We start from the raw sequence: 23,196 nt of genomic DNA, 5'->3' as shown, positions 1-23,196 counted from the left end.
CCTAACGAGCGTGACGGACACAGCGTCGCCCGGTGACGGTTCGCGCCGACCCGTGTCCGGCCTCCCCGGTAGGCTGGGGACCATGACTCAACGATTCGTCTCCGCCCTCGGTCTGGCCACTCTCCACGGCGACACGACACTGTGCGTCTGGTACCCCGCGCCGGTCCTCGAGGACTCCGCCGAAGCCGCCGCCTCCACCGCTGCGGCCGCATTCGACCGCTCCGCCCTCGAGGCCCTCGTCGCCACCGACGAAGCCCGTGGCACCCGCACCGAGGTCGTCTCCACGACCATCGACCTCGACGCCGCTCCCGCCTCCCCCGCGGACGTCTACCTGCGTCTCCATGCCCTCTCCTACCGGCTCGCGAAGCCGAACGATCTCAACCTCGACGGCATCTTCGCGCACCTGGCGAACGTGGTGTGGACCTCCGCCGGACCGTGCGCCGTCGAGGGCTTCGAGGCGACCCGCGCGAAGCTCATGGCCCGCGGGCAGGTGTCCGTGTTCGGGCTCGACAAGTTCCCCCGCATGACCGACTTCGTCACTCCGAGCGAAGTCCGGATCGGCGACGCCGACCGTGTGCGCCTCGGCGCGTACCTCGCTCCGGGCACCGTCGTCATGCACGAGGGCTTCGTGAACTTCAACGCCGGCACGCTCGGCACCGCGATGGTCGAGGGCCGCATCTCCCAGGGTGTCGTCGTCGGGAACGGTTCGGACATCGGTGGCGGCGCCTCGATCATGGGGACTCTCTCCGGTGGCAACTCGCACCGCATCACGATCGGCACCGGCACCCTCCTCGGTGCGAACTCCGGCGTCGGCATCTCGATCGGCAACGGCTGCATCGTCGAGGCCGGCCTCTACGTCACCGCCGGCACGCCGGTGTCGCTCGTGGACGAGGACGGACGCATCGTCAAGGCCAAGGAACTCGACGGCGCGGACAACGTGCTCTTCCGCCGCAACGGGGCCACCGGCAAGGTCGAGGCCGTCGCGCGCACCGGTGCGGGCATCGCGCTGAACTCCGCGCTCCACTGACACATCGCGCTGCACTGAGCACTACGTCCCACTGACCGCGGCACTCCCCGTCGGTCGGGGCCGGCAGGCCCCACCCCACCACGCCCGAGGCGCGGGTCCGGACTCCCCGGACCCGCGCCTCGGGCGTTCTGGTTGTAGGTGCGGGCACTCCGGCTCCGCGCCGAGGTCGGGAGCACAGTCGCGAAAGTCGGGAGCGCATTCGCGTCGGTGAGAACGCACTGTGGCACGTTTCCGGGCCCGCACACCGTCCCGAACTGCTCTCCTGACACCGGGATCGAGTTGCTGACGGCAGCACCGAATTCCCGACAGCACCGGGATCGTATTCCCGGCAGACGCCGAGGCGCCCCGGAGTCGAGGAATTCTCCTCACCTCCGGGGCGCCTCGGGTGTGCGACGTGGGGCGGCTCAGCGCTCCGCGATCGGCACGTAGGAACGCAGCGATGCGCCGGTGTAGATCTGGCGCGGGCGGCCGATTTTCGTCGCCGGGTCGTTGATCATCTCGCGCCACTGGGCGATCCAGCCGGGCAGACGACCCACCGCGAAGAGCACGGTGAACATGTTCGTCGGGAAGCCCATGGCCTTGTAGATGAGACCGGTGTAGAAGTCGACGTTCGGGTAGAGCTTGCGCTCGACGAAGTAGTCGTCCGCGAGAGCGATCTCCTCGAGGCGACGTGCGAGGTCGAGGCGGGCGTCCGCCTTGCCCATCTTGTCGAGGATCTCGTGGGCGGTCTTCTTGATGATGGCCGCACGCGGGTCGTAGTTCTTGTAGACACGGTGCCCGAAGCCCATGAGGCGGACACCCTTCTCCTTGTTCTTCACCCGCTCCATGAACTGCTCGGGCGTCTGACCGGACTCGAGGAGGTCGTCGAGCATGTCGAGGACGGCCGAGTTCGCACCACCGTGCAGCGGGCCGGACAGTGCGTTCACACCGGCGGCGATCGACTGGTAGATGTTCGCCTGCGAGGAACCGACGAGGCGCACCGTCGAGGTCGAGCAGTTCTGCTCGTGGTCGGCGTGGAGGATGAGGAGCTGGTCCATGGCCTTCACCATGAGCGGATCGAGCTCGTACTCCTCGGCCGGGAAACCGAAGTTGAGGCGGAGGAAGTTCTCGACGAGACCGAGCTTGTTGTCCGGGTACACGACGGGCATTCCGGTGACCTTGCGGTGTGCGAGCGCGGCGAGGGCCGGCATCTTCGCGAGCATGCGGATGCTCGAGAGGTCGATCGCCTCGTCGTCGTCCACCGACAGGCTGTCCTGGTAGAAGGTCGACATCGCGTTGATGGCCGCGGAGATCATCGGCATCGGGTGGGCGTCGTAGGGGAACGCGTCGAAGAAGCGACGCATGTCCTCCTTGAGGATGGTGTGCACGCGGAGGCGGTCCTCGAACGCGGTGAGCTGCTCCGCCGTCGGGAGCTCGCCGTACATGAGGAGGTACGCGACCTCGGTGAAGGTCGACTTCTCGGTGAGTTCCTCGATCGAGTACCCGCGGTACCGGAGAATTCCTTCGTCGCCGTCGATGAAGGTGATGGCCGAGGTCGTGTTCGCGGTGTTCGCGAAGCCCGGGTCGAAGGTCACCTTGCCGGTGTCCTTGAGCAGGGTCTTGATCTCGAGACCCTCGGTCCCCTCGACCGCGGGGACCGGTGCCAGCCGGAGCTCCTGGTCGGCTACGCGCAGAACTGCATCCTCTGCCATGTCTTCTCCTCTGTTTCGTTCCCCAGGTACAAAAAGTCTGAGTGCTGATTGACAGTCGGGTCCGAGGTTACCGGTAGGAAGCCGATGATCCGAAATCGGTCCCGTTCACCGGGATACCCTGCCAGGGCCCCTTTTCGGCCCGCGCACGCCCTCCTCGAGAACGCCCGTGGGCTCGGTTCGACCGCTGCTCAGGCACCCCGCAGGCGGGCTGCGGCCGCGGCGATCCGCTCGTCGCTCGCCGTCAGGGCGATGCGCACATGAGTGCCCGCAGCCGCCCCGTAGAACGCCCCGGGACCGGCGATGATGCCGAGGCCGGCGAGGGCGTCGATCGTGTGCCAACAGTCCTCGTCGCGGGTGCCCCACAGGTACAGGCCCGCACGGGAACCGTCGATCCGCAGACCGAAGGACTCGGCCGCGGGTTTCAGGAGGTCCCGGCGCCGCCGGTAGATCTCCTTCTGGGCCCGCACGTGCGACGTGTCGTTCAGGCCCGCGACCATCGCGGTCTGCACGGGTCCGGGCACGATCATCCCTGCGTGCTTGCGGGAGTTCGTGAGATTCCCGATGAGCGCGGGGTCACCCGCGACGAACGCTGCGCGGTAGCCCGCGAGGTTCGACTGTTTCGACATCGAGTACACCGAGAGCACCCCGTGGTGGTCGTCTCCGACGACGGCGGGATCGAGCACAGACGGGACCGCGTCCTCGCCCTCCCAGTTGAGGAGGGTGTAGCACTCGTCCGAGGCGACGACGGTACCGGCGGCACGCGCCCTCTCGACGACGAGGCGCAGGTCCTCGGTGGAGAGGACCTCTCCGGTCGGGTTGCCCGGGGAGTTGAGCCACAGGAGGCCCACTCCCTCGAGCGAGGCACCGGCGATGACGTCGGCGGCGTCGATCCGGACGCTCTCGACCCCGGCGAGCGTCGCGCCCATCTCGTAGGTCGGGTAGGCGGCGGAGGGGCCGGCGACCTTCGCCCCGGCCTGCCTGAGCCCGAGGAGGGTGGGCAGCCAGGCGACGAGTTCCTTCGATCCGATCGTCGGGAGCACCTGGGTCTCCGGATCGAGTGCGATCCCGTGCCAGGTGCGGTACCACCCGACGATCGCCTCGCGCACCTCGCGTGTTCCGGCGGTCGTCGGATATCCGTGGGAGTCACTGCCTGCGGCGAGGGCCCGGGTGATGACCTCCGGCGTGGGGTCGACGGGAGTGCCGATCGACAGATCGCACACCCCGTCCGGGTGCTCCGCGGCCTTCGCGCGGTAGGGGGCGAGGGTGTCCCAGGGGTAATCGGGGAGTGCGAGTCCGTACATGTGTGTGCGACCGTCCCCGCTCAGTTGTTCTGCGGGGGCAGCCCGGCGATGAACGGGTGGTCCTTGCCGGTGTTGCCGAGCTTCGCGGCTCCACCGGGCGAACCGATCTCGTCGAAGAACTCGACGTTCGCGTTGTAGTACTGGCTCCACTCCTCCGGGAGGTCGTCCTCGTAGTAGATCGCCTCGACCGGGCACGCGGGCTCGCAGGCGCCGCAGTCCACGCACTCGTCCGGGTGGATGTAGAGCGAGCGTTCCCCCTCGTAGATGCAGTCGACCGGGCATTCGTCGATGCACGCCTTGTCCTTGAGGTCCACACAGGGCTGGGCGATGACGTAGGTCACGTGGGGTTCTCCTCGTATCCGTGGAACGTGTGCTGTGGCAGCCCCTCCAGCCTACTCCTCATAGAGTAGAGGTCGAGTTCCGCCCCCACGTCGAAGAGGTCACATGTCCGTTCCCACTCCCGGTCAGCGCGTCGTCATCCGGTATTCGGAGGCCGGGCAGCTCTCGGACGCACTCGGCACCGTCGTCGAGGCCTCGCCCGAGGCGGTCGTCGTCACGACGAAACGCGGCCCGGTGACGATCCCGGTGGCGGCGATCGAACTCGTCCACGAGATGCCCCCGGCACCCACCCGCGCCGGGAAGCTCCACGAGATCGTGAGTGCGGAGGACCTCCGGCGGATCTCCGCGAACGTGTGGTTGCCGGCGGACACGACGTGGTTCCACGCGGACAACCTCCGGGGCGATCTGCAGGAGGACCACACGCTCGTCCAGACCGGGTGGTTGCTCCGGGCGAACGGCGGCACGACCCAACGGGCGAACTCCGCGATGCCCCTGTCGTCCCCGGGTGTACCGGTGGCAGAGGCCCTCGAACTCGTCGAGCGGTGGTTCGCCGATCGCGAACAGCAGGCCGGGTTCCTCATCTACTCGGCCGGCGCCTCGAACACACTCGCCGCGCCCTGCACCGAGCTCGCGGCCGTGTTCCGGTCCCACGGTTATGCACCGGGTGCACCGAATCTCGCACTCACCGCGGCGACCCGGGAGGTGGCGGGGAATGCCTCGCGTCCGAGCGAGGCCGCGCTGCCGGGGCTCGAGATCGTCGAGCACGAGGAACCGCACGCGCTCCACTGGGCCGCCTGGGGGTACCCGGAGGACCACCCCGAACACGCGGCGTTCGCCCGGCTCGTCACGGGCGCGGACGTCCGTCGGTTCTTCTCCGCGATCGCCGTCCACCCCGACGGTTCGCGGTCGCTCGTCGGCTGTGTGCGCCTCGCCGTGTCCCAGAAGTGGGCGGTGATCTCGAACCTCGTCGTCTCCCCCGCCCTCCGCCGCCGGGGCGCCGGTACCGCTCTCGTGCGGGCCGCCGCCGCTGCGGCCGCCTCCCGGGGATTCCGGTCGGTCCTCGTCGAGGTCGACAGCCGCAACGAGGCCTCCCTCGCTCTCATGCGCAGTCTGGGCTTCACCGAACACCATCGCTACTGGCACGTCCGGAAATCGGCCGAGGTGCCGCAGGGTGTCGCCACTGCGTCACCCGCGCAGGCCTAGCGCCGGCACCGGCCTCTGTCCCGGCCCGGCCCGGGCCTAGTCCTCGCAGATCACCTCGTCGACGGGCCGGTACGTCGTCGTGAAGTCGTCCCGTGAGAGCTCCCGGCCCGTCGCGGCATCGCGGATCGTGCGGTACACCGTCACCGACCAGCCCTCCTTCGGCGACTGCGGTGCGCATTCGGACCCGGACTCACGAATGGTTCCGGGGCTCGTGAAAGCGAACCGGTCGGAGAGACCGGCCTCGACCTCGACCGTCTTCTCGCCCATGATCCGGGCGTGCACCTGCCCGCCGGACAGGTACATGTGGAGCACGACGGGCGTGTCCTGGGTGTTCGTGAACTTGAGGTCGATCGACGTCCAGTCGAGCGTCGTCTCCCGGCCCTCCGGGTAGCGCGAGATCCACCGGGAGTGTGCGCGGTGTTCGTCGAGGTCGAACCCGGCGAAGAACGCGGCATTGAAGAGAGTCGTCGACACCTGGGAGACCCCGCCGCCGTAGTCCTCCTTCATCTGCCCCTCGGAGATCACTCCGGCCGGCCGGTATCCGGCGGCCGCGGTGCGCTGCCCGAGGGTCTCGTTGAGGCTGAAGGTCTCCCCCGGCATGACGACGGTGCCGGACACCTGCTCCGAGGCGACCCGGAGGTTCGTGTCGCGGTTCGGTTCCGAGTGGTAGTCCGTCGCGAAGGCGGACACGGTCTGCCTGAGGTCGACCGCCTCGGCCTCCTCCGTCGTGAGTTCGGGTTCGGCGGCGACGAGCGGGAGGGAACCGGTGCGTTCCTCACCGCTCCGCGTCATCGCCTCGGTGACGACGGAGGCGAGGGTCTTCGAATCGATCGTCGTCCCGTTCCGGGCGGGAACGACCTGTGGTGCGTCCCCGGACAGGTCGAACCGCGCATTCTCCGGTTCGGAGACGGCATCCGGATTATCGCCGAGGACCGCGGTCTTGAGATCGAGGGCGTCGAACACGGGCCGGAGGGTGCCGTCGACCGCCTCGAACCGGAGCGTGTCGGCGATCGCCGCGGGACTCACGGTGATGTCGGCGTCGTCCTCCCCGATGTCGCCCCCGGTCGCGGTCACGCCGATATCGCCCGACAGAGCGGGCTCGGCGACACCACTGAGCGCTTCCTGCGCCTCGGCGGTCGTGATCGCGGGCTCGGTGACCTCCGCTTCGACGGACAGCGGATCGGTGGGGAGCAGCCAGTTCTCCTGCACCGTGGTGACGACGGCCTCCGGGTCCACGGTCTGTCCGTCGACGCCCTCGGTGAAGGCGGGTTCCCCCTCCTCGATGGCGAGGGCCGCGTCCTCGGGCGTGGCGGAGAGCGCCTCGGCCGCGGGACCGGCGGCGTTCTCGAGCGCGGAGTCGTCGACGGTGGTCACGGGTGCGAAGGAGTGGTCCCCCACGACGTGGAGCCACAGGGCACGGGGGTCGAGCGTGAATCCGACCATGTCCGCGGCCGTGGCGTCGACGTCGAGGGCCAGCCCCGCCTCGGCCGGGTCGAGTTCGGCGGTCCGCTCCCCCGCCGTGAGCGCGACCGGTGCGTCGGCTCGCGGGGCCAGTTCGCGCGAGAGGGTCTCCCGAAGCTCGGTCTCGGTGAGTCCGCCGACGTCGATCCCGGCGACGGTGGCGTCCGCCGGGGTCGAGCTGCCGACCGCCGCGGCTGCCCAGAGGTAGCCGCCGGCGAGGAGCACACCGGCACCGACACCGATGCCGATCCCGACGTTCCGGCGGCGCTTCTTCTCCGCACGGGCCCTGTCCGCCCGGGACACCCGGGAGGTGCGCTGCTGCGCCTTCGCCTGCGGCGCGGCAGCCGTCCGGGCTGTGCCGGAACGGGAACCGGAACTACGGCCGGTCGGCTTTCGGGTCATCGGTGGTCTCTCGGTGGGGTGGTTTGAGGGAGGGAAGGGTGAAGGCGAAGACGCCTGCCAGGACCATGGGTCCGAACAACCAGACGATACTCCGCAGCCCCCCGGTCACCACAAGGTCGTGCCCCGGCAGCAGCGAGGGCTGACCGAGGACGAAGGAGAGGATCGAGACGAGCGCGCCGACGCCGACGACGAGGACCGTCGAACGGTAGAGGGTCGCCACGTGCCACAGTGCGAGGCCCGCGAGCAGCAGCGAGATCCCCAGGCCCCACGGCAGGACGACCGGAGTTCCGCCCGGGTGCACGACGGTCGCCCCGAGGTGCTGGAGCGAGCCGAGAACGGCGATGAGCACCGACACGATCACGGCGTGCAGCCACGCGGCGGGTCCCACCTTCGGCAGGGGCTCCGTCGTGGATGCGGAATCCGTCCGCGCGCCGCGCACGGCGGCAGGAAGGTCGGTTCCCGGGGCGACCGCGCGTGCGGTGGTCGTCGGCGCCTCGGTGCCGGCCGCCGCAGGCGCTGCCGCTCCGGCCGCGATCGCAGGGCCGGCAGTGGCGGGCCGCTCCCGCTCCACCTCGATCGCCACCGGGTCGATCGCCGCGAGCACGGAGTCGACGGGCGCCCAGGGGGCGGGTGCGGGTCCGGGGTGGTCGGCATCGGTGAAGTACTCGGTGTCGAGGATCTTCTGGCCGATCCCGTTCGAGAGCGCGAAGAAGTGCCCGGAGACGGAGATCTGGGTGGCGTGCGCGGCCATCGCGAGGGCCTTGCGGCCGAGCACCGGGTCGACGTCCTGCGCGACGGCGAGGGGTGCCTCGGCGGGGATCGTCGGGATGTCGGTGACGGCGTCGAAGCCGGTGAGGTCGAACCCGGGTGCCTGCGGGTCGAAGGCGTCGCGGGCGACCTCGGCGGGGGTGTCGACGAAGAGGAGTCGTGCGTGCGCGGCGGCCGGGCCCTTCGCGCGGTGGACGCGGAACGCCTCGACCGTCGCCTCGTGGACGCGCCGGTGGTCGGGGTGGCCGTAGCCACCACCGGAGGCGTAGGTGATGACGAGGTGGGGCCGGACCTCGTCCATGACCGCGCGGATGTAGGCGGCGACCTCGGTCACGGTGGCGGCGCACAGGGCGTCTGCGGACATGTCGTCCGGGGCGTGGGCGTGACCGTCCTCGCCCCACACCATGCCGGAGTCCTCGAACCGGCGGGACGGGCGCCCGTCCCCGGCACCTCCGGCCGGGCCGTCGCCGAGGAACCGGTGGTCGGTGACGCCGAGGACGCGCATCGCGGCTGCGAGTTCGGTCTCCCGGTGCGCCGCGAGCGCGGGGCGGTCGCCGAAGAGGTGGGCGAGGTCCTCACCGATGACCTCACCGCCCTCACCACGGGTGGCGGTGAGGAGGACGACCTCGGCCCCGGCATCGACGAGGGTCGCGAGGGTGCCGCCGGTGGTGATCGTCTCGTCGTCCGGGTGGGCGTGCACGAAGAGCACCCGTGGCACCGGCGCATAGCCGGTGCCGGGGGTGCCCTGCGAGGTGACGGCGTCCGTCATCCGTTCTGACGGCGCTTGGCGTTGGACGACTTCGCCCGTTCCTTCTGATCGAGGATGAGCTTGCGGATGCGCACGGTCGACGGGGTCACCTCGACGCACTCGTCCTCGTTCGCGAACTCCATGCTCTCCTCGAGGGTGAGCTTGCGCGGCGGGGTGAGATTCTCGAAGCTGTCGGCGGACGCGGACCGCATGTTCGTGAGCTTCTTCTCCTTCGTGATGTTCACGTCCATGTCGTCGGCGCGGGAGTTCTCGCCGACGACCTGGCCCTCGTACACCTCGGAGGTGGGTTCGACGAAGAACGAGCCGCGTTCCTGGAGGTTGATCATCGCGTAGGGGGTGACGACTCCTGCGCGGTCGGCCACCATCGAACCGTTGGTGCGGAACTCGATCTCACCGGCCCACGGGGTGTAGCCGGCGGCGAGGGAGTTCGCGATACCGGTGCCACGGGTCTCCGTGAGGAACTTCGTGCGGAATCCGATGAGGCCACGCGACGGCACGGTGAACTCCATGCGGACCCAGCCGGTGCCGTGGTTCGACATGGTCGTCATCTGGCCCTTGCGGGCGGCCATGAGCTGCGTGACGGCGCCGAGGAACTCCTCGGGGACGTCGATCGTCATGTGTTCGAGCGGTTCGTGGAGCTTGCCGTCGATCATCTTGGTGACGACCTGCGGTTTGCCCACGGTGAGCTCGAAGCCCTCACGGCGCATCTGCTCGACGAGGATCGCGAGGGCGAGTTCGCCTCGGCCCTGCACCTCCCAGGCGTCGGGGCGTTCGGTCGGGAGGACCTTGAGCGAGACGTTGCCGACGAGCTCCTGGTCGAGGCGGTCCTTCACCATGCGGGCGGTGACCTTCGTACCCTTCTCGCGGCCGGCGAGCGGCGAGGTGTTGATACCGAGGGTCATCGAGATCGCGGGGTCGTCGATGGTGATGGCCGGCAGCGGGCGCGGGTCGTCGGGGTCGGTGATGGTGTCGCCGATCATGATGTCGGGGATCCCGGCGATCGCGACGATGTCACCTGCGGAGGCGCTCTCGGCGGGGACTCGCTTGAGGCCCTGGGTCTCGAGGAGTTCGGTGATCTTGAGGGTCTTGGGTTCGCCGCCCTGGGAGATCCACGCGACCTGCTGACCCTTGTTGAGGGTGCCGCCGAAGATGCGCAGGAGCGCGAGGCGCCCGAGGAACGGCGAGGAGTCGAGGTTGGTGACGTGGGCCTGGAGGACACCGTCGGCGATGATCTCGGGGGCCGGGATGGTCTCGAGGATCGTCTTGAAGAGGGGCTCGAGGTCCTCGTTGTCCGGGATGTCGCCGTCGGCGGGCTGTTCGAGGGAGGCACGGCCGACCTTGGCGGCGGCGTACACGGTGGGCACGTCGAGGACGGCGTCGACGTCGAGGTCGGGCACTTCCTCGGACAGGTCGGAGGCGAGCCCGAGGAGGAGGTCCTGGGTCTCCTCGACGACTCCGTCGATGCGGGCGTCGGGGCGGTCGGTCTTGTTGACGACGACGATGACCGGGAGCTTCGCGGCGAGGGCCTTGCGGAGCACGAAGCGGGTCTGCGGGAGGGGTCCCTCGGAGGCGTCGACGAGGAGGACGACACCGTCGACCATGGAGAGGCCGCGCTCGACCTCGCCGGAGAAGTCGGCGTGTCCGGGGGTGTCGATGACGTTGATGGTGATGGGCGAACCGTTCGCGGAGGGTCCGTTGTAGAGCACGGAGGTGTTCTTCGCGAGGATCGTGATGCCCTTCTCGCGTTCGAGGTCGCCGGAGTCCATGACGCGGTCCTGCACCTCGCCGTGCTCACCGAACACGCCCGTCTGCTTGAGCATGGCGTCGACCAGGGTGGTCTTGCCGTGGTCGACGTGCGCGACGATCGCGACGTTCCGGCGATCGGCACGGCGCTGCGTTGTTTCAGTCATCGAGTCCCTTAATAAGAGCGAAAGAAGTGGTCGGGCGAGCGAAGCACACAGCGCCCCGACGTCCCAGTATAGATCCCCACCCCAATCACCCCGTCCCCCGCATCGCACGAGCCGAAAGCAACCACCCCATCCCGCACCGCCCGAGGGTGAGCCCGGCCTCCCCTCCCCCGCATCGCGCGAAGGCAGGCCCGACCGCCCCCGCCCCCAGCAGAAAGAAAGGTGAGTGCCCCCGACGGCGGCACGACCTCCCAGCCCCGGGTCGCCCACGTGAGCCGAAGGCGACACGGTAGGACGAGGTGGGGTCGGCGGCGGCGCCCGATGGGAGTGGCTTCGGGCGCACACGACGAGGGGCTTCCGGCGAATGCCGGAAGCCCCTCGTCGTGTGGGCGGGAGGGCGCCGCCGCCGATCCCACCGGACCCACCCCGATCGGACCAGCACGACACCTCGGCGATCAGCCGAACGCCCTACCGCACTGATTCAGAAGCACTCACACATGAATGTCCTCGGAGGTCGCCGCCAGCAACGAATCGCGCGCTTCGCGGCGCTTCTGCTGCTCCCCCGGGTCCGGCACGGGCACGGCGGCGAGGAGCCGCCGGGTGTACGGGTGCACGGGTTTCCGCACGACGTCGGACGAGGGTCCGACCTCGACGAGGTAGCCGTGTCGCATGACGGCGATGCGGCTCGAGAGCATCTCGACGACGGCGAGGTCGTGGGAGATGAAGAGGCATGCGAACCCGAGTTCCTGCTGGAGCTGCTGGAAGAGTTCGAGGACGCGGGCCTGCACGGACACATCGAGTGCGGACGTGGGTTCGTCGGCGATGAGGAGTTTGGGCTTGAGCGCGAGGGCCCGGGCGATCCCGATGCGTTGGCGCTGACCGCCGGAGAGTTCGTGCGGGTACCGGTTGCGCATGGCGCGCGGCAGTTCGACGTCGTCGAGGAGCTGTTCGACCCGGGTGGAGAGCGCTGCGCCCTTGAGTCCTTCGTGGAGCACGAGCGGTTCGGCGATGGATTCGCCGACCGGGAAGCGCGGATTGAGGGACGAACCGGGGTCCTGGAAGACGATGCCGACCTGTTTGCGGTGTTCGCGCAGTTGTTTGCGGTTCATCTTCGAGATGTCGTGTCCGACGATCTCCATGCTGCCCTCGACGACGGGGAGGAGTCCGATGGCGGCGCGACCGATGGTGGTCTTGCCGGAGCCGGATTCGCCGACGAGTCCGACGACTTCGCCCTCGCCGATGGTGAGGTCGATGTGGTGGGCGGCGCGGAACGGCTTTTTGGTGCCCTGGCCGGGGTACTCGATCGCGGCGTCCGTGAGGCGGAGCGCGACGGGGGTGCCGGCCTCGGGTTCGCTTCCGGGGTGCACGATGGTGTCGGTCGAGTCGAGGGACACGGCCTGCGCGCCCTCTCCTCCGGTGACCGCGGAGGTGGCCTCGTCGAGGTCGACGCCGGAGAGTGCTCCGCCCTCGATGTCGGCGCCGAGGTGCGGCACTGCGTTGAGGAGAGCCTTCGTGTACTCGTGCTGGGGCCGGTGGAAGATCTCCTCGGCGGTGCCGGTCTCGACGACCTGGCCCTTGCGCATGACGATGATGTAGTCGGCCATGTCGGCGACGACACCCATGTCGTGGGTGATGAGGATGATGCCGGTCCGCGTGTTCTCCTGCAGGCTGCGCATGAGCTTGAGGATCTCCGCCTGCACCGTGACGTCGAGCGCGGTGGTGGGCTCGTCGGCGATGAGCAGGCTGGGGTTGCAGGCGACTGCCTGGGCGATCATGATGCGCTGTCGCTGTCCACCGGAGAGTTGGTGCGGGAAGGAGTCGAAGCGGACCTCGGGTTCGGGGATCTCGACGATCCGCATGAGCTCGAGGGCCTTCTCCTTCGCCTCGTTCGGCCCCATGTCGAAGTGTGTGCGGAGGGTCTCGACGATCTGGAAGCCGACGGTGTAGACCGGGTTGAGGGCGGTCATCGGTTCCTGGAAGATCACGGAGATGTCGCCACCGCGGATCGCCATGAGGTCGGCCTGTGAGGCACCGATGAGTTCCTTGCCGCGGATCTTCGCGGAGCCGGTCGCCCGGCCGTTGCGCGGGAGCAGACCCATGAGGGACATGGAGGACTGCGACTTCCCGGACCCGGATTCGCCGACGATCGCGAGGGTCTGCCCGGGGTACACGGTGTAGTTCAGGTGTTCGGCGGCGGTGAACCACTCGCCGTTGACCCAGAACGAGACTCCGAGGTCATTCACCTCGAGGAGCGGTTCGGTGGTGGTGGTCGTGGTGGTCACTTCCGACCCTCCTTCGTGGTGGTGCTGGTCGTGCCGAGTGCGGCCTTCTTCGCGGCGCGTTCCATCTGGCGCGTGCTCGGGATCTTCTTCTGGCGGGGGTCGAACGCGTCGCGCAGGCCGTCGCCGATGAAGTTCACGCACAGGGCGATGACGATGATGAAGAGACCGGGCCACCAGAACAGCCACGGACGGGTCGAGAAGGAGCTCTGGTACTCGCTGATGAGCGAGCCGAGGGACACGTCCGGCGGGGTGATGCCGAACCCGAGGAACGACAGCGCGGTCTCGAGGACGATCGCCTGGCTCATGAGGAGCGTCGTGTTGACGATGATGACGCCGACCGCGTTCGGGACCATGTGCTTGAACATGATGCGGAAGTCCGAGGAGCCGGCCACGCGGGCGGCGTCGACGAACTCGCGCTCGCGGAGGGCGAGGAACTCACCGCGGACGAGGCGGGCGAGACCGGTCCAGAGGATCGCACCGAGCGCGACGCCGAGGACGAGTCCACCGACGCCGCCGACCAGCTTGCCGAGGATCGCACCGACGACGATGGTCGGGAGGATGATGAATCCGTCCGTCACGCGCATGAGGATCGTGTCGAGCCAGCCCCGGTAGTAGCCGGCGAGGGCACCGACGAGCGTGCCGATGACGAGGGACACGGCGCCGATCACCACCATGATCATGAGGGAGATCTGGACACCCTTCATCACGCGGGCGAAGTTGTCACGTCCGATGTCGTCCTGGCCGAACGGGTGGGTGCCCGGGCTGAACGGCTCTGCGAGGGTCCACGTCGGAGCACCCCCGTTGAGGACCTCGCCCGAGGCACGATAGTCGTGGAGCCACCAGCCGGGGATGGGTCCGATGCCCTGAGAAGTCAGGGCGAGCAGCGCGATGAGTGCGAGGACTCCGAGGCCGCCCATGGCTCCGGCATGGCGGATGAACTTCCGCCACACGATCTTCGCCTGGGACAGACCCTCGACGTCCTTGTTCTCGATCGTGCCTTCGGTCTCCGCATCGTGGATCCCGTGGGGATCTGCGGGGGGATTCAGTGGAAGAGTCATCAGTCGGTCACCCGGATTCGCGGATCGAGGACGGCGTACAGGAAGTCGGCGACGAGGTTCGCCAGGATGGCGAGGATGCCGGTGATCATGATGTACGCCATGACGGGGTCGAGTTCGTTCTGGCTCATCGCGTCGATGAACATCTTGCCCATGCCGTTCCAGCCGAAGATCGTCTCCGTGATCACGGCGCCACCGATCATCGTGATGATGTCGACGGGAATGATCGAGGCGAGCGGCAACAGGGCATTGCGCAGTGCGTGACGCATGATCACCGTGCGCTCATTCAGGCCCTTGGCCCGAGCGGTGCGAATGTAGTCCGCATTCATCACCTCGAGCATCGAACCGCGGGTGTACCGCGTGTACGAGGCGAAGGAGATGAGGATGAGCGCGATCGACGGCAGCAGCAGGTGCGTGAAGGTGTCGAGGTTGAGGAACCAGAAGTTCCCCTCGATGTTCGGCAACGAGGCGCCGATCGTCGCGATCGGACGGCCGTTGATGCCGGGGTAGTTCTCGTAGTTCGTCCATTCCTGGAACACCCGGTCGACGAAGACCATGAAGCCGGAGACGACGGCGACGATCGCGGCGGTCCGGGCGGACGTCCACTTGTCGGGGCCGCCGAAGGCGAGCCCGATGCCTATGCCCATCGCAATCGCTACGACGAGGAAGAGCAGGATCCACGCGAAGTTCATGAGGTTCTGCATGTACCAGAACACCCACTGCATGACGAACCACATGACGATGCCGAGGACGGCGGTCGTGATCGCCGAGTACAGAGCCCGGCGGTTCTTCAGGCCGGTCGAGAGGTACGTGACGACGACGGCGGCCGCGAGGCTCACGATCGCGACACCGGCGATCCCCACACGCGGGGTCTCGATCCACCCGGTGGCGAGCACGTAGTAGATGACCGCGAAGGTGACGACGAAGGCGGTTCCGAAGGTGATGCCCATCTTCTTCCAGCCGCCACCGAAGGCGAGCATCCAGAAGACGGCGCTGATGATCGTCACCGCGAAGATCGCACCCCACCCGACCGTCGGGTCGGCGAGGAAGTTGTTGAACTCGATCGCGCCGTACTGCTTGAGGAGCACGGCCACCCAGAAGACGGGCAGCGAGTACATGAGGAACGAGAAGAAGGTGATGACGTAGTCGAATCCGCTGTACTGGCGGATCGCGGACACCATGCCGACGGCGATACCGAGGATGATCGCGACGATCGTGGCGGCGGTGACGAGCTTGACGGTGTTCGCGATGCGTCCGGGGATCATCGCGGTCACTTCTTCACCGCTCACCCAGGCCGTGCCGAGGTCGCACTGCCCGATGAGGCAGCCGGCTGTCCCTCCGAGCCACCCGAAGTACCGGAGAATGACCGGTGTGTCCAGGTTCAGGAGCTTGATGCGGGCCTCGTAGAGCGCCTCGATGTTCGGTGACGTCGAGGATCGCAGGTCGTAGAAGTAATCCATCGCGTTGTCGAGCAGCAGATAGATGACGAACGACACGACGAGGAGAACGAGGGCCGACGACAACAGCCGTCGGAGGAGGAATCTGATCATCGGATATCCAGACTTCTCGTAGAGGGATGGCGACATGCCGAGGCGGGGTGCCCGCGTGGGACACCCCGCCGTTGGCGTGTCAGGAATGGGGATGGGTCACTCGATTATGGACCCGCCACCCGCAAGGGCCGTCATCGGCCCGCGGGAAGCGGATTCAGGATCAGGAGACCGTCCACTCCCAGTAGTTCCAGAACATGGTCGGCGACACCGAGGTGGAGGACTCACCGTCGACGCGCTCGCGCGAGATGAGGACCTCGGGGTGCTGGTAGATCGGGAGGCTGAAGGCCTCGTCGATGAGGATCTTCTCGATCTCGATCTCGAGCTTCTCCTGCTCTGCGACCTCGGTCGTGTTCATGAGCTGGTTGAGCAGCTCGTCGACCTGCGGGTTGTTGAGACCGCCGTAGTTGTTCTGGCCGGTGGAGCGCCAGTTCGCGTCCGAACCGGTGACGCCGGTGGACTCGGACTGCCAACCGAACAGCGAGGCGTCGTAGGTGCCGGTGCCGAGGATCGTGCCCCAGTTGTCGTCACCCTGCTCGACGAACTCGAAGCCGGCCTCGGTCGCAGCCTCGTTCACGAGGGCCGCGGTCTGGGCGCGGCGCTGGTTCGAGGCACCGTAGAGGAAGCGGACAGGCTTGATCTCGTGACCGGCGGCCTTGACCTCCTCGAGGAGGGCCTTCGCACCCTCGATGTCCTGCTCACCGTAGCCGCCCGTACCCTCGACGATCGGCTGGTACGACGGCGAGGTCGGCACCTGGTAGAGCGAGTCGCGGACGACGGCCTCGGGGTTGATCGGCTTGATGATCGTGTCGACGATCTGCGTACGCGGGACGACCATGAAGAAGGCCTGGCGGACCTTCTTCGCGGCCTCGGCGTCGCCGCCGTAGGAGGCCGGGTCGAAGGGGCCGTTGTTGTCGAAGGTGAGGTCGATGTGCTCGTAGGTCGCACCGTCACCGGTGGAGACCTCGACACCCGCGATCGCCTCGGCGGCCTCGCGGACGTCCGCGGTCGCCTGCGGCTGCGTGATGTCGACCTCGCCGTTCTCGACGGCCTGGACCATCGCCATCGGGTCCTCGTTGTACCGGAACGTGACGTTCTGGACGGAGGGCTCGGTGGGGCCGGTGTAGTTCTCGTCGAGGGTGAGGGTGAGGTCCTGACCCTCGTTGAACGAGGTCATCGCGTAGGGACCGTTGTGGACGAGGACGTCCGGGTCGTCCGGGAACGAGGTGAAGTCGAAGCCGGTGTTGTACACGTTCGAGAGCTTGGACAACGCAGCGGTGTCCTTGTTCTGGATCGCATCGACGATCGCCTGCTTCGCCTCCTCCGCGTCCTCGGTACCGAGAGCCTTCTTCGCGACGATGTGCGCCGGCACGCCCACACCGTCGGCACCGAAGCCGAAGGCGTCGCGCCAGTCGGCGAAGGGCTCGGAGTAGGTGAAGGTGAGTTCCTTGCGGTCCTCGGAGATCTCCGGGAAGTCCTTGATGAGCGAGCCACCGAGGTTCGAGGAGTCGAAGTACACGGTCGACTCGTCGTTCTCCTTCACCGTGCCGTCGTCATTGGTGTTCGACTCGACGGTGTTGAAGTTCTGCGAGGTCGAGGCCCACTGGAACAGGAGGTCTACGGCATCGACCGGGGTGCCGTCCGACCAGGTCGCGGTGTCCGCGAAGGTGTACTTCACCTGGAGCGGGTCCTCGGAGACGAGCTCGACCGTGCCGAGGTTGCCCTCCTGAATCTCGAGGTTCTCGTCGTAGTACCCGAAGTTGTCGTTCATCAGGTACGTGATGTTCGAGTTCGCGACGGCGTTGCCGTTCGCGGTCTGGGTGTTCATCGACCGGAACGGTTCGTTCCAGCCGGCGAAGATGGTCGAGGTCTCGCCGCCGCCCTCACCCGCGTCGCCGGAGTCACCGGAGCCGGGGGGAGTGCACGCGGACAGGACCAGCGCAGCAGCGGCGATTCCCGCGCCCGCGGCCAGATAGGTCTTCTTCACAGTGTCTCCTGTTGTGTCGTTCGGCCCGCCCCGATAAGGGGAAGGGCGGATCCGAATCCGTTCGCTTCCGCTTCACCCGGAATCCGTCCCCGACGTGTGTCAGGTCACCTCCGGCCGAAGGGAATGACGAAACTTTACGCGTCAAAATGTGGTGGTCATCTCGTCCAGTGGACTGTGCCACAGCATTGTTACGTTTTCGATACAAGACCCAGACCCTCTGCGAGCCGGGCCACTCCGGGTCCGCGAGTGCCCGACGACCGCCGGAAATCCACGGTAGGTCCCTAGAATGGTGGGATGACGCACAGCGAACACCCAGGTCAAGCCTCCCACTCCCCCACGGGCGAGGCAATGGGTTCCCATGAGGGAGATCACACCCGGGGTGAGCCGCTCCCGTCATCGAGCGACACGAATGCCCCGTTCCAGGACCCGGATCCGGCCCCGATCCAGGCCGGGGCATCGGAGGTCCGGACCGGGCTGCGTGCCGGGGGCTCGCGGATCATCGGCGGCGCTGTGGTTCTCGCCTGCCTCGTCGGGGTCGGCAGCCTCCTCGTCGAGGGCACCGTGTCCACCGCTCTCGCATGGTCCGGCCTGCTTCTCGCGATCGCCGCATGCGCGTGGGTCCTCTACCTCCACCCGCGGGTGGACCTGCTGCCCGGCGGCATCCGCCTCGTGAATCCGCTGCGCACCCTCGTGCTCCCATGGAGCGCGGTCACGGCACTCGACATGCGCCTCGGCGTCACCCTCGTCGACACCGACGGCGGGAAGGCCACCGCGTGGGCACTGCCGTCCTCGGGTCGGCGCACGCGCCGCACCTCGGCGACGACGGGGAAGGTCACTCCGGAACACCCCGAGGCGGTCAGCGCGGTCCTCGAGGCGTTCCGCGCCTCCCGCAGCGCCGGTGCGCCCGGGGACACCCCCGAGGCGCCCCGCGCCGAGGGCCCCTCACGCACCTCTGCCTGGAACGTCCGGGAGGTCGCGCTCCTCGCGCTCACCGTCCTCTGGGCGGTCCTCGGCTTCGTGCTCCGCTGACGGCGGCCGCGTCTCATCCTCGTCTCACCGAACGGGCATAAGGTCCACCCCCATGAACGTTCGCTTCCTCCGCCGCCGTCTCCGCGCGCTCCCCCGCGGGTGGTTCCTCATGGCGTGGCTCTCCCTGCTCGCCGTCGCCGTCGTGGGAGTCGTCGATATGGGGAACCACCTGAACGGGACCCGCGGGTGGTTCCCGGCACTCGCCTCCCCGATCTTCGACGGAGGCCGCGACCGGGGCGTCGGGGCGGTCGTCGGCTATGTGTTCCTCCTCGTCGCGGCCGGCGCCCTCACGTGGATCGCGGCCGCCCGCCGAGGGACGGCGACGCACGTGGTCCTCGCCTGCGGCCTGCTCGTCCTCGTCGCCGACGACAGCCTCGGAATCCACGAGTACCTCGGAGGCCGGCTCGCGGAGGCACTCGGACTGCAGTCCGCGCTCGCCCTGCGCGGGCAGGATTTCGGGGAGCTCCTCGTCTGGGCGCTCCTCGGAATTCCCCTCGCCGTCGGCTACCTCCTCGCCCTGCCGCACACCACGAGGGCCTCCCGGCGGGAAGCCCTCGTGGTGTGCGGCGTCGTGGCCGTCATGGCGGTCGTCACCGCCGGCCTCGACATGCTCGGCCCTGCGGGTGGTTATTTCGGGTGGCCCGAACGGCTCCGCTCCCTCGTCTCCCTTGCGGAAACGGTCGGCAAACTCGCCACGATGGCACTCATCATGCTCACCGCCCTCGCGTTCGCTGCGCGCGCCGCCCGCCGCGCGGGCGGTCCGGTCGAGGAGTAAGTAGGAGACCTCACCACCCGCGGGCCAGCCACTCGGGGATCTGCGGGCGCTCGGTCCCGATCGTCGTCGCGCTCCCGTGACCGGGGAACACATGGACGTCGTCCTCGAGAACTCCGAACACGCGCTCCTGGAGGTCGTCCATGAGCGAGGCGAACTCCTCCGGGGAGTTCGTCTTCCCCGGCCCGCCGGGGAACAGGCTGTCGCCGGAGAAGAGCACGGTCGTCCCGTCCGGATCCGTGTACACGTATCCGATGGAACCCGGGGTGTGCCCGCGCAGTTCGATGCAGCGCAATGCGATACCGCCCTGCGAGAGGACGTCCTGGTGGGAGACCGTGAGCTCGATCGGTGCGCCACCGGGCTGCTCGGCGATCGCCTCGGCGTCGTTCACCCCGGCAACGGTCGTCGCCCCGTAGCGTTCGGCGATCTCCCCGAGCGCACGCACGTGGTCCCAGTGCCGGTGCGTCGTGAGGACGGTGACGACGCTCGGCTCCTCCCCCGGTCCGTCGGCGACGCCGGATTCGACGAGTTCCGCGATCGCCGCGGGATCGTCCGCCGCGTCGATGAGCACCTGGTGCCCGGTCTCCTTCGAGGTGAGGAGGTAGACGTTGTTCTCCATCTCCGAGACGGAGATGGACCGGATGACGACGTCCTGCAGATGGAGGGTGTCGACGACCTGGTGCATGTTCACCACTTCCCGCGTGTGTACTGCGGCGGGTACGGCACGTCCCGCCACTCGAGGCCGAGTTCGTGGGCGGCCCGCTGCGGCCACGAGGGCTCGCGCAGGGCCACACGTGCCAAGAGGACCACATCCGCGTCCCCGGACACAAGGATGCTCTCGGCCTGTGCGGGCTCCGTGATGAGTCCGACCGCACCGGTGGTGACGCCGGCGCCGGCGATCTCCGCGGCGAGCGGCACCTGGTAGGACGGTCCCACCGGGATGTCCGCGAGGACGTTGCCGCCGGAGGACACGTCGATGAGGTCCGCACCGAGTTCCTGGAGCTTCGCGGACACCTCGGTGGCCTCGTCGATGTCGAAACCTCCCTCGGTCCACTCGCTCGCGGACAGGCGGACGAGCACCGGCTTGTCCTCGGGGAAGTTCGCACGGACGGCCTCGTACACCTCGAAGAGGAGGCGGGAGCGGCCCTCGAGGTCACCGCCGTACTCGTCGGTGCGCACGTTCGAGAGCGGGGAGAGGAATTCGTGGATGAGGTAGCCGTGGGCGCCGTGGATCTCGACGGTGTCGAATCCGACCTCGGCGGCCCGCCGGGCGGCGGCACCGAAGGCCTCGACGACCTGTGCGATGTCGTCCTGCGTCATCTCGGTGGGGACGGCGAGGCCGGGGAACGCCTTCGGGGAGGGACCGAGGGGCTGCCAGCCGCCGTGTTCGGGACCGGCGACACCGGTCGGTTCGCCCTCGAAGGGGCGGTGGGTGCTCGCCTTGCGACCGGCGTGGGCGAGCTGCGGGCCGATCGCGGCGCCCTGGGAGTGGACGAAGTCGACGATCGGTTTCCAGGCCGCGGCCTGTTCGTCGTTCCAGAGCCCGACGTCCTGCGGGGAGATGCGTCCCTCCGGCAGCACCGCGGCCGCCTCGGTGATGATGAGACCGAATCCGCCCTGCGCACGGGCGCCGAGGTGCACCATGTGCCACGGGGTCGGCACGCCGTCCTGCGCCTCACACGAGTACTGGCACATCGCCGCGAGCCAGGCCCGGTTGCGGACCGTGAGCGAACGCAGGGTGATGGGTTCGAAGAGCTTCGGGGTCACGAGGTTCTCTCCTGGGGTCGGGGATCGGTCCGACCGTCCGGCCGGACCGATCCCAGCCTAGTGCCCCGTCCGGATCAGAGCTGGATGCCGAGGACCCACACCCCGAGCGTGAGCGTCACGAGCGTGATGAGCACGACCCCGATGATGTTGAGCCACAGACCGCCGCGGATCATCTGCCCGATCGTCACGTATCCGGTGCCGTACGCCACTGCGTTCGGCGGGGTCGCGACCGGGAGCATGAACGCGCACGTCGCGGCGATCGCCACCGGCACCGTGAGCAGCAGTGGGTCCGCCCCGATGCCCATCGCGACGCCGCCGATCACCGGGAGGAAGGTCGCCGCGGTCGCGGTGTTCGAGGTGATCTCGGTGAGGAAGATGATGCCGGCGGTGACGATGACGACGAGGAGGACGACGGGGAGGGCCCCGAGGCCCTGCGACACCTCGCCGATCCAGTCGGTGAGCCCGGACTTCGTGAACATCGACGAGAGCGCGAGGCCACCACCGAAGAGGAGGAGCACGCCCCAGGGCAGGCGGACCGCGGACTCCCAGTCGAGGAGGCGCACACCGCGGGCGGCGCCGGCAGGCAGGAGGAAGAGGAGGAGACCGGCGACGAGGCCGATCCCGGCATCGGAGATCGGCGGTTCCTCGAACACGGTGGGGACGATGACCCACGCGAGTGCCGCGAGGACGAAGACCGCGAGCACGAGGCGCTCACCCGTGGACACCGGGCCGAGAGCGGCGAGTTCCTTCCGGATGAGGTCACGCCCACCGGGGACGTGCGTGACCTCCGGCTTGAAGAGCACCTTCACGAGGAGGAACCACGTGATCACGAGCATGACCGCCGCGAGCGGCACGCCCACGAGCATCCACTGGCCGAAGCCGATGGTGATGTCGTGCGTCTCCTGGAGGTAGCCGACGAGGAGGGTGTTCGGCGGGGTGCCGATGATGGTGCCGAGCGAACCGACGGACGCCGCGTACGCGATGCCAAGCATGAGTGCGGTGCCGAAACGGGACTTGAGAACCGCTGCTTTCACGTCCTCCGCCGAAGCGGACCCGGTGGTCCCGGCCGCGGCCGCTCCGTCCGTCCCGGCCTTCTCCATCGCCTCGTTCACGAGGAGGAGGACGGAGAGGCCGATCGGGAGCATGAGGACGGCGGTGGCGGTGTTCGACACCCACATCGAGAGGAAACCGGTCGCGAGCATGAAGCCCGCGATCATGAAGTCGGTGCGGTCACCCATGAGCGAGAGCACGACGAGGGCGATCCGACGGTGGAGGTTCCAGCGCTGCATCGCGAGTGCGATGAGGAAGCCGCCCATGAAGAGGAAGATCGTGTCCTGCCCGTACGAGGCCCCGATCGAGGTCACCGTGACCTCGACGTCCTCCTCCTCACCGGGGATGAGCGGCACGAGGACGGGGAAGGCGACGAGCGGGACGAGCGCGGTTGCCGGGATCGGCACCGCCTCGGTCATCCACCACACGGCCATGAGTCCGGCGACGGCCGCGGTGACCCGGGCCGCCTGCGGGACCTCGGCGGGCATGACGAGGTAGAGCAGGGCCGCGAGCACGAGACCGGCGGCGAAACCGGTCCAGCGGATCCGCACGGCACGGGCGGGGAACGCCGGTTCGCTCTCACCGGGCGAACGCCCGCCGACCTCTCCGGGCTCCGGAGGGACCGGGCGACCCGCCTCCGGTTCGGGAGTGGGTGCGGTCGTGGGGTCATTCAGGGACACGTCATTGTTCCTCTCGGTCTCGTGGCGTCCCGCGGACCGCCGGGCTGCACGGCATGTGCTGCCCGCGTGCGCGACGACGCGCACGGACTCACGGGGCGGAACGGAATCCCGGGAATCGTAACAACGGCCCCGGGTCGTGGCGGACACCGCCCCTGGCCG

Annotated in this window: 17 protein-coding genes; 4 read left to right on the top strand and 13 right to left on the bottom strand. The window is 68.5% G+C overall.

What is annotated here, in order from left to right:
• Positions 1–82 precede the first annotated feature (82 nt).
• Positions 83–1,027: a 2,3,4,5-tetrahydropyridine-2,6-dicarboxylate N-succinyltransferase gene (gene dapD / locus ABD172_RS04380; RefSeq protein WP_344307297.1), complete on the top strand. Its 945-nt coding sequence runs from the start codon at positions 83–85 to the stop codon at positions 1,025–1,027.
• Positions 1,028–1,431: 404 nt separating this feature from the next.
• On the opposite strand, the gene ABD172_RS04375 is transcribed toward dapD, so the two are convergent.
• The 3 genes from ABD172_RS04375 to fdxA all read right to left on the bottom strand — a co-directional run bounded on the left by ABD172_RS04375 (position 1,432) and on the right by fdxA (position 4,360).
• Positions 1,432–2,718 carry a citrate synthase gene (locus tag ABD172_RS04375; RefSeq protein WP_344307295.1) on the bottom strand — a complete coding sequence of 429 codons (1,287 nt, stop codon included), beginning with the start codon at positions 2,716–2,718 and terminating at the stop codon, positions 1,432–1,434.
• Positions 2,719–2,906: 188 nt separating this feature from the next.
• Positions 2,907–4,019, bottom strand: a complete 1,113-nt coding sequence (dapC, locus tag ABD172_RS04370; RefSeq protein WP_344307293.1) for a succinyldiaminopimelate transaminase — start codon at positions 4,017–4,019, stop codon at positions 2,907–2,909.
• Positions 4,020–4,039: 20 nt separating this feature from the next.
• Entirely contained in the window at positions 4,040–4,360 is a 321-nt protein-coding gene (fdxA, locus tag ABD172_RS04365) for a ferredoxin (RefSeq protein ID WP_344307291.1), read from the bottom strand.
• 103 nt (positions 4,361–4,463) lie between these two features.
• Here fdxA and ABD172_RS04360 point away from each other — a divergent pair, with 103 nt between their 5' ends.
• Positions 4,464–5,561 (top strand): GNAT family N-acetyltransferase, encoded by a 1,098-nt coding sequence (locus ABD172_RS04360; protein WP_344307289.1) that lies wholly within the window; start codon positions 4,464–4,466, stop codon positions 5,559–5,561.
• Positions 5,562–5,597: 36 nt separating this feature from the next.
• Here ABD172_RS04360 and ABD172_RS04355 read toward each other — a convergent pair whose 3' ends face one another.
• From ABD172_RS04355 to ABD172_RS04325, 7 genes are all read right to left on the bottom strand, one after another.
• Positions 5,598–7,424, bottom strand: coding sequence for a VanW family protein (locus ABD172_RS04355; protein WP_344307287.1), 1,827 nt, complete (start codon positions 7,422–7,424; stop codon positions 5,598–5,600).
• Positions 7,399–8,961 (bottom strand): PIG-L family deacetylase, encoded by a 1,563-nt coding sequence (locus tag ABD172_RS04350; protein WP_344307285.1) that lies wholly within the window; start codon positions 8,959–8,961, stop codon positions 7,399–7,401. Before ABD172_RS04350 ends, ABD172_RS04355 begins: the two co-directional genes overlap by 26 nt.
• On the bottom strand, positions 8,958–10,871 hold the full coding sequence (gene typA / locus ABD172_RS04345) for a translational GTPase TypA (RefSeq protein WP_344307283.1): 1,914 nt from the start codon (positions 10,869–10,871) through the stop codon (positions 8,958–8,960). The genes ABD172_RS04350 and typA overlap by 4 nt, the downstream gene beginning before the upstream one ends.
• A 488-nt stretch (positions 10,872–11,359) precedes the next feature.
• The gene (locus tag ABD172_RS04340) at positions 11,360–13,150 is read right to left on the bottom strand and encodes an ABC transporter ATP-binding protein (protein WP_344307282.1); all 1,791 of its coding nucleotides are present in this window, start codon (positions 13,148–13,150) and stop codon (positions 11,360–11,362) included.
• Complete coding sequence (locus ABD172_RS04335) at positions 13,147–14,208, bottom strand: ABC transporter permease (protein WP_344307280.1); 1,062 nt, start codon at positions 14,206–14,208, stop codon at positions 13,147–13,149. Before ABD172_RS04335 ends, ABD172_RS04340 begins: the two co-directional genes overlap by 4 nt.
• On the bottom strand, positions 14,208–15,755 hold the full coding sequence (locus ABD172_RS04330; RefSeq protein WP_344307278.1) for an ABC transporter permease subunit: 1,548 nt from the start codon (positions 15,753–15,755) through the stop codon (positions 14,208–14,210). Before ABD172_RS04330 ends, ABD172_RS04335 begins: the two co-directional genes overlap by 1 nt.
• 160 nt (positions 15,756–15,915) lie before the next feature.
• Positions 15,916–17,739, bottom strand: a complete 1,824-nt coding sequence (locus ABD172_RS04325; RefSeq protein WP_344307276.1) for an ABC transporter family substrate-binding protein — start codon at positions 17,737–17,739, stop codon at positions 15,916–15,918.
• A 294-nt stretch (positions 17,740–18,033) separates the two neighbouring features.
• Here ABD172_RS04325 and ABD172_RS04320 point away from each other — a divergent pair, with 294 nt between their 5' ends.
• Positions 18,034–18,768 carry a PH domain-containing protein gene (locus ABD172_RS04320; protein WP_344307273.1) on the top strand — a complete coding sequence of 245 codons (735 nt, stop codon included), beginning with the start codon at positions 18,034–18,036 and terminating at the stop codon, positions 18,766–18,768.
• A 52-nt stretch (positions 18,769–18,820) separates the two neighbouring features.
• Positions 18,821–19,543, top strand: coding sequence for a hypothetical protein (locus ABD172_RS04315; protein ID WP_344307271.1), 723 nt, complete (start codon positions 18,821–18,823; stop codon positions 19,541–19,543).
• Positions 19,544–19,553: 10 nt separating this feature from the next.
• Here ABD172_RS04315 and ABD172_RS04310 read toward each other — a convergent pair whose 3' ends face one another.
• The 3 genes from ABD172_RS04310 to ABD172_RS04300 form a co-directional block, all read right to left on the bottom strand.
• Entirely contained in the window at positions 19,554–20,225 is a 672-nt protein-coding gene (locus ABD172_RS04310; RefSeq protein ID WP_344307553.1) for an MBL fold metallo-hydrolase, read from the bottom strand.
• 2 nt (positions 20,226–20,227) lie between these two features.
• Positions 20,228–21,307 carry an NADH:flavin oxidoreductase/NADH oxidase gene (locus ABD172_RS04305; protein ID WP_344307269.1) on the bottom strand — a complete coding sequence of 360 codons (1,080 nt, stop codon included), beginning with the start codon at positions 21,305–21,307 and terminating at the stop codon, positions 20,228–20,230.
• Positions 21,308–21,381: 74 nt separating this feature from the next.
• On the bottom strand, positions 21,382–23,037 hold the full coding sequence (locus ABD172_RS04300; RefSeq protein ID WP_344307267.1) for an SLC13 family permease: 1,656 nt from the start codon (positions 23,035–23,037) through the stop codon (positions 21,382–21,384).
• Between the last annotated feature and the right edge of the window lie 159 nt (positions 23,038–23,196).

The sequence above is a fragment of the Brevibacterium samyangense genome (genome assembly GCF_039529845.1).
GTDB lineage: Bacteria > Actinomycetota > Actinomycetes > Actinomycetales > Brevibacteriaceae > Brevibacterium > Brevibacterium samyangense.
The sequence above is the reverse complement of the archived record's forward strand: the minus strand, read 5'-3'. Positions and strand labels throughout refer to the sequence as shown.

Excerpts from the sequence above, each read along its gene's own strand:
- typA (WP_344307283.1), bottom strand. The coding sequence starts at position 10,871 with ATGACTGAAACAACGCAGCGCCGTGCCGATCGCCGGAACGTCGCGATC.
- ABD172_RS04375 (WP_344307295.1), bottom strand. The coding sequence starts at position 2,718 with ATGGCAGAGGATGCAGTTCTGCGCGTAGCCGACCAGGAGCTCCGGCTG.
- dapD (WP_344307297.1), top strand. The coding sequence starts at position 83 with ATGACTCAACGATTCGTCTCCGCCCTCGGTCTGGCCACTCTCCACGGC.
- ABD172_RS04335 (WP_344307280.1), bottom strand. The coding sequence starts at position 14,208 with ATGACTCTTCCACTGAATCCCCCCGCAGATCCCCACGGGATCCACGAT.
- ABD172_RS04310 (WP_344307553.1), bottom strand. The coding sequence starts at position 20,225 with ATGCACCAGGTCGTCGACACCCTCCATCTGCAGGACGTCGTCATCCGG.
- ABD172_RS04355 (WP_344307287.1), bottom strand. The coding sequence starts at position 7,424 with ATGACCCGAAAGCCGACCGGCCGTAGTTCCGGTTCCCGTTCCGGCACA.
- dapC (WP_344307293.1), bottom strand. The coding sequence starts at position 4,019 with ATGTACGGACTCGCACTCCCCGATTACCCCTGGGACACCCTCGCCCCC.
- ABD172_RS04350 (WP_344307285.1), bottom strand. The coding sequence starts at position 8,961 with ATGACGGACGCCGTCACCTCGCAGGGCACCCCCGGCACCGGCTATGCG.
- ABD172_RS04315 (WP_344307271.1), top strand. The coding sequence starts at position 18,821 with ATGAACGTTCGCTTCCTCCGCCGCCGTCTCCGCGCGCTCCCCCGCGGG.
- ABD172_RS04320 (WP_344307273.1), top strand. The coding sequence starts at position 18,034 with ATGACGCACAGCGAACACCCAGGTCAAGCCTCCCACTCCCCCACGGGC.
- ABD172_RS04360 (WP_344307289.1), top strand. The coding sequence starts at position 4,464 with ATGTCCGTTCCCACTCCCGGTCAGCGCGTCGTCATCCGGTATTCGGAG.
- ABD172_RS04330 (WP_344307278.1), bottom strand. The coding sequence starts at position 15,755 with ATGATCAGATTCCTCCTCCGACGGCTGTTGTCGTCGGCCCTCGTTCTC.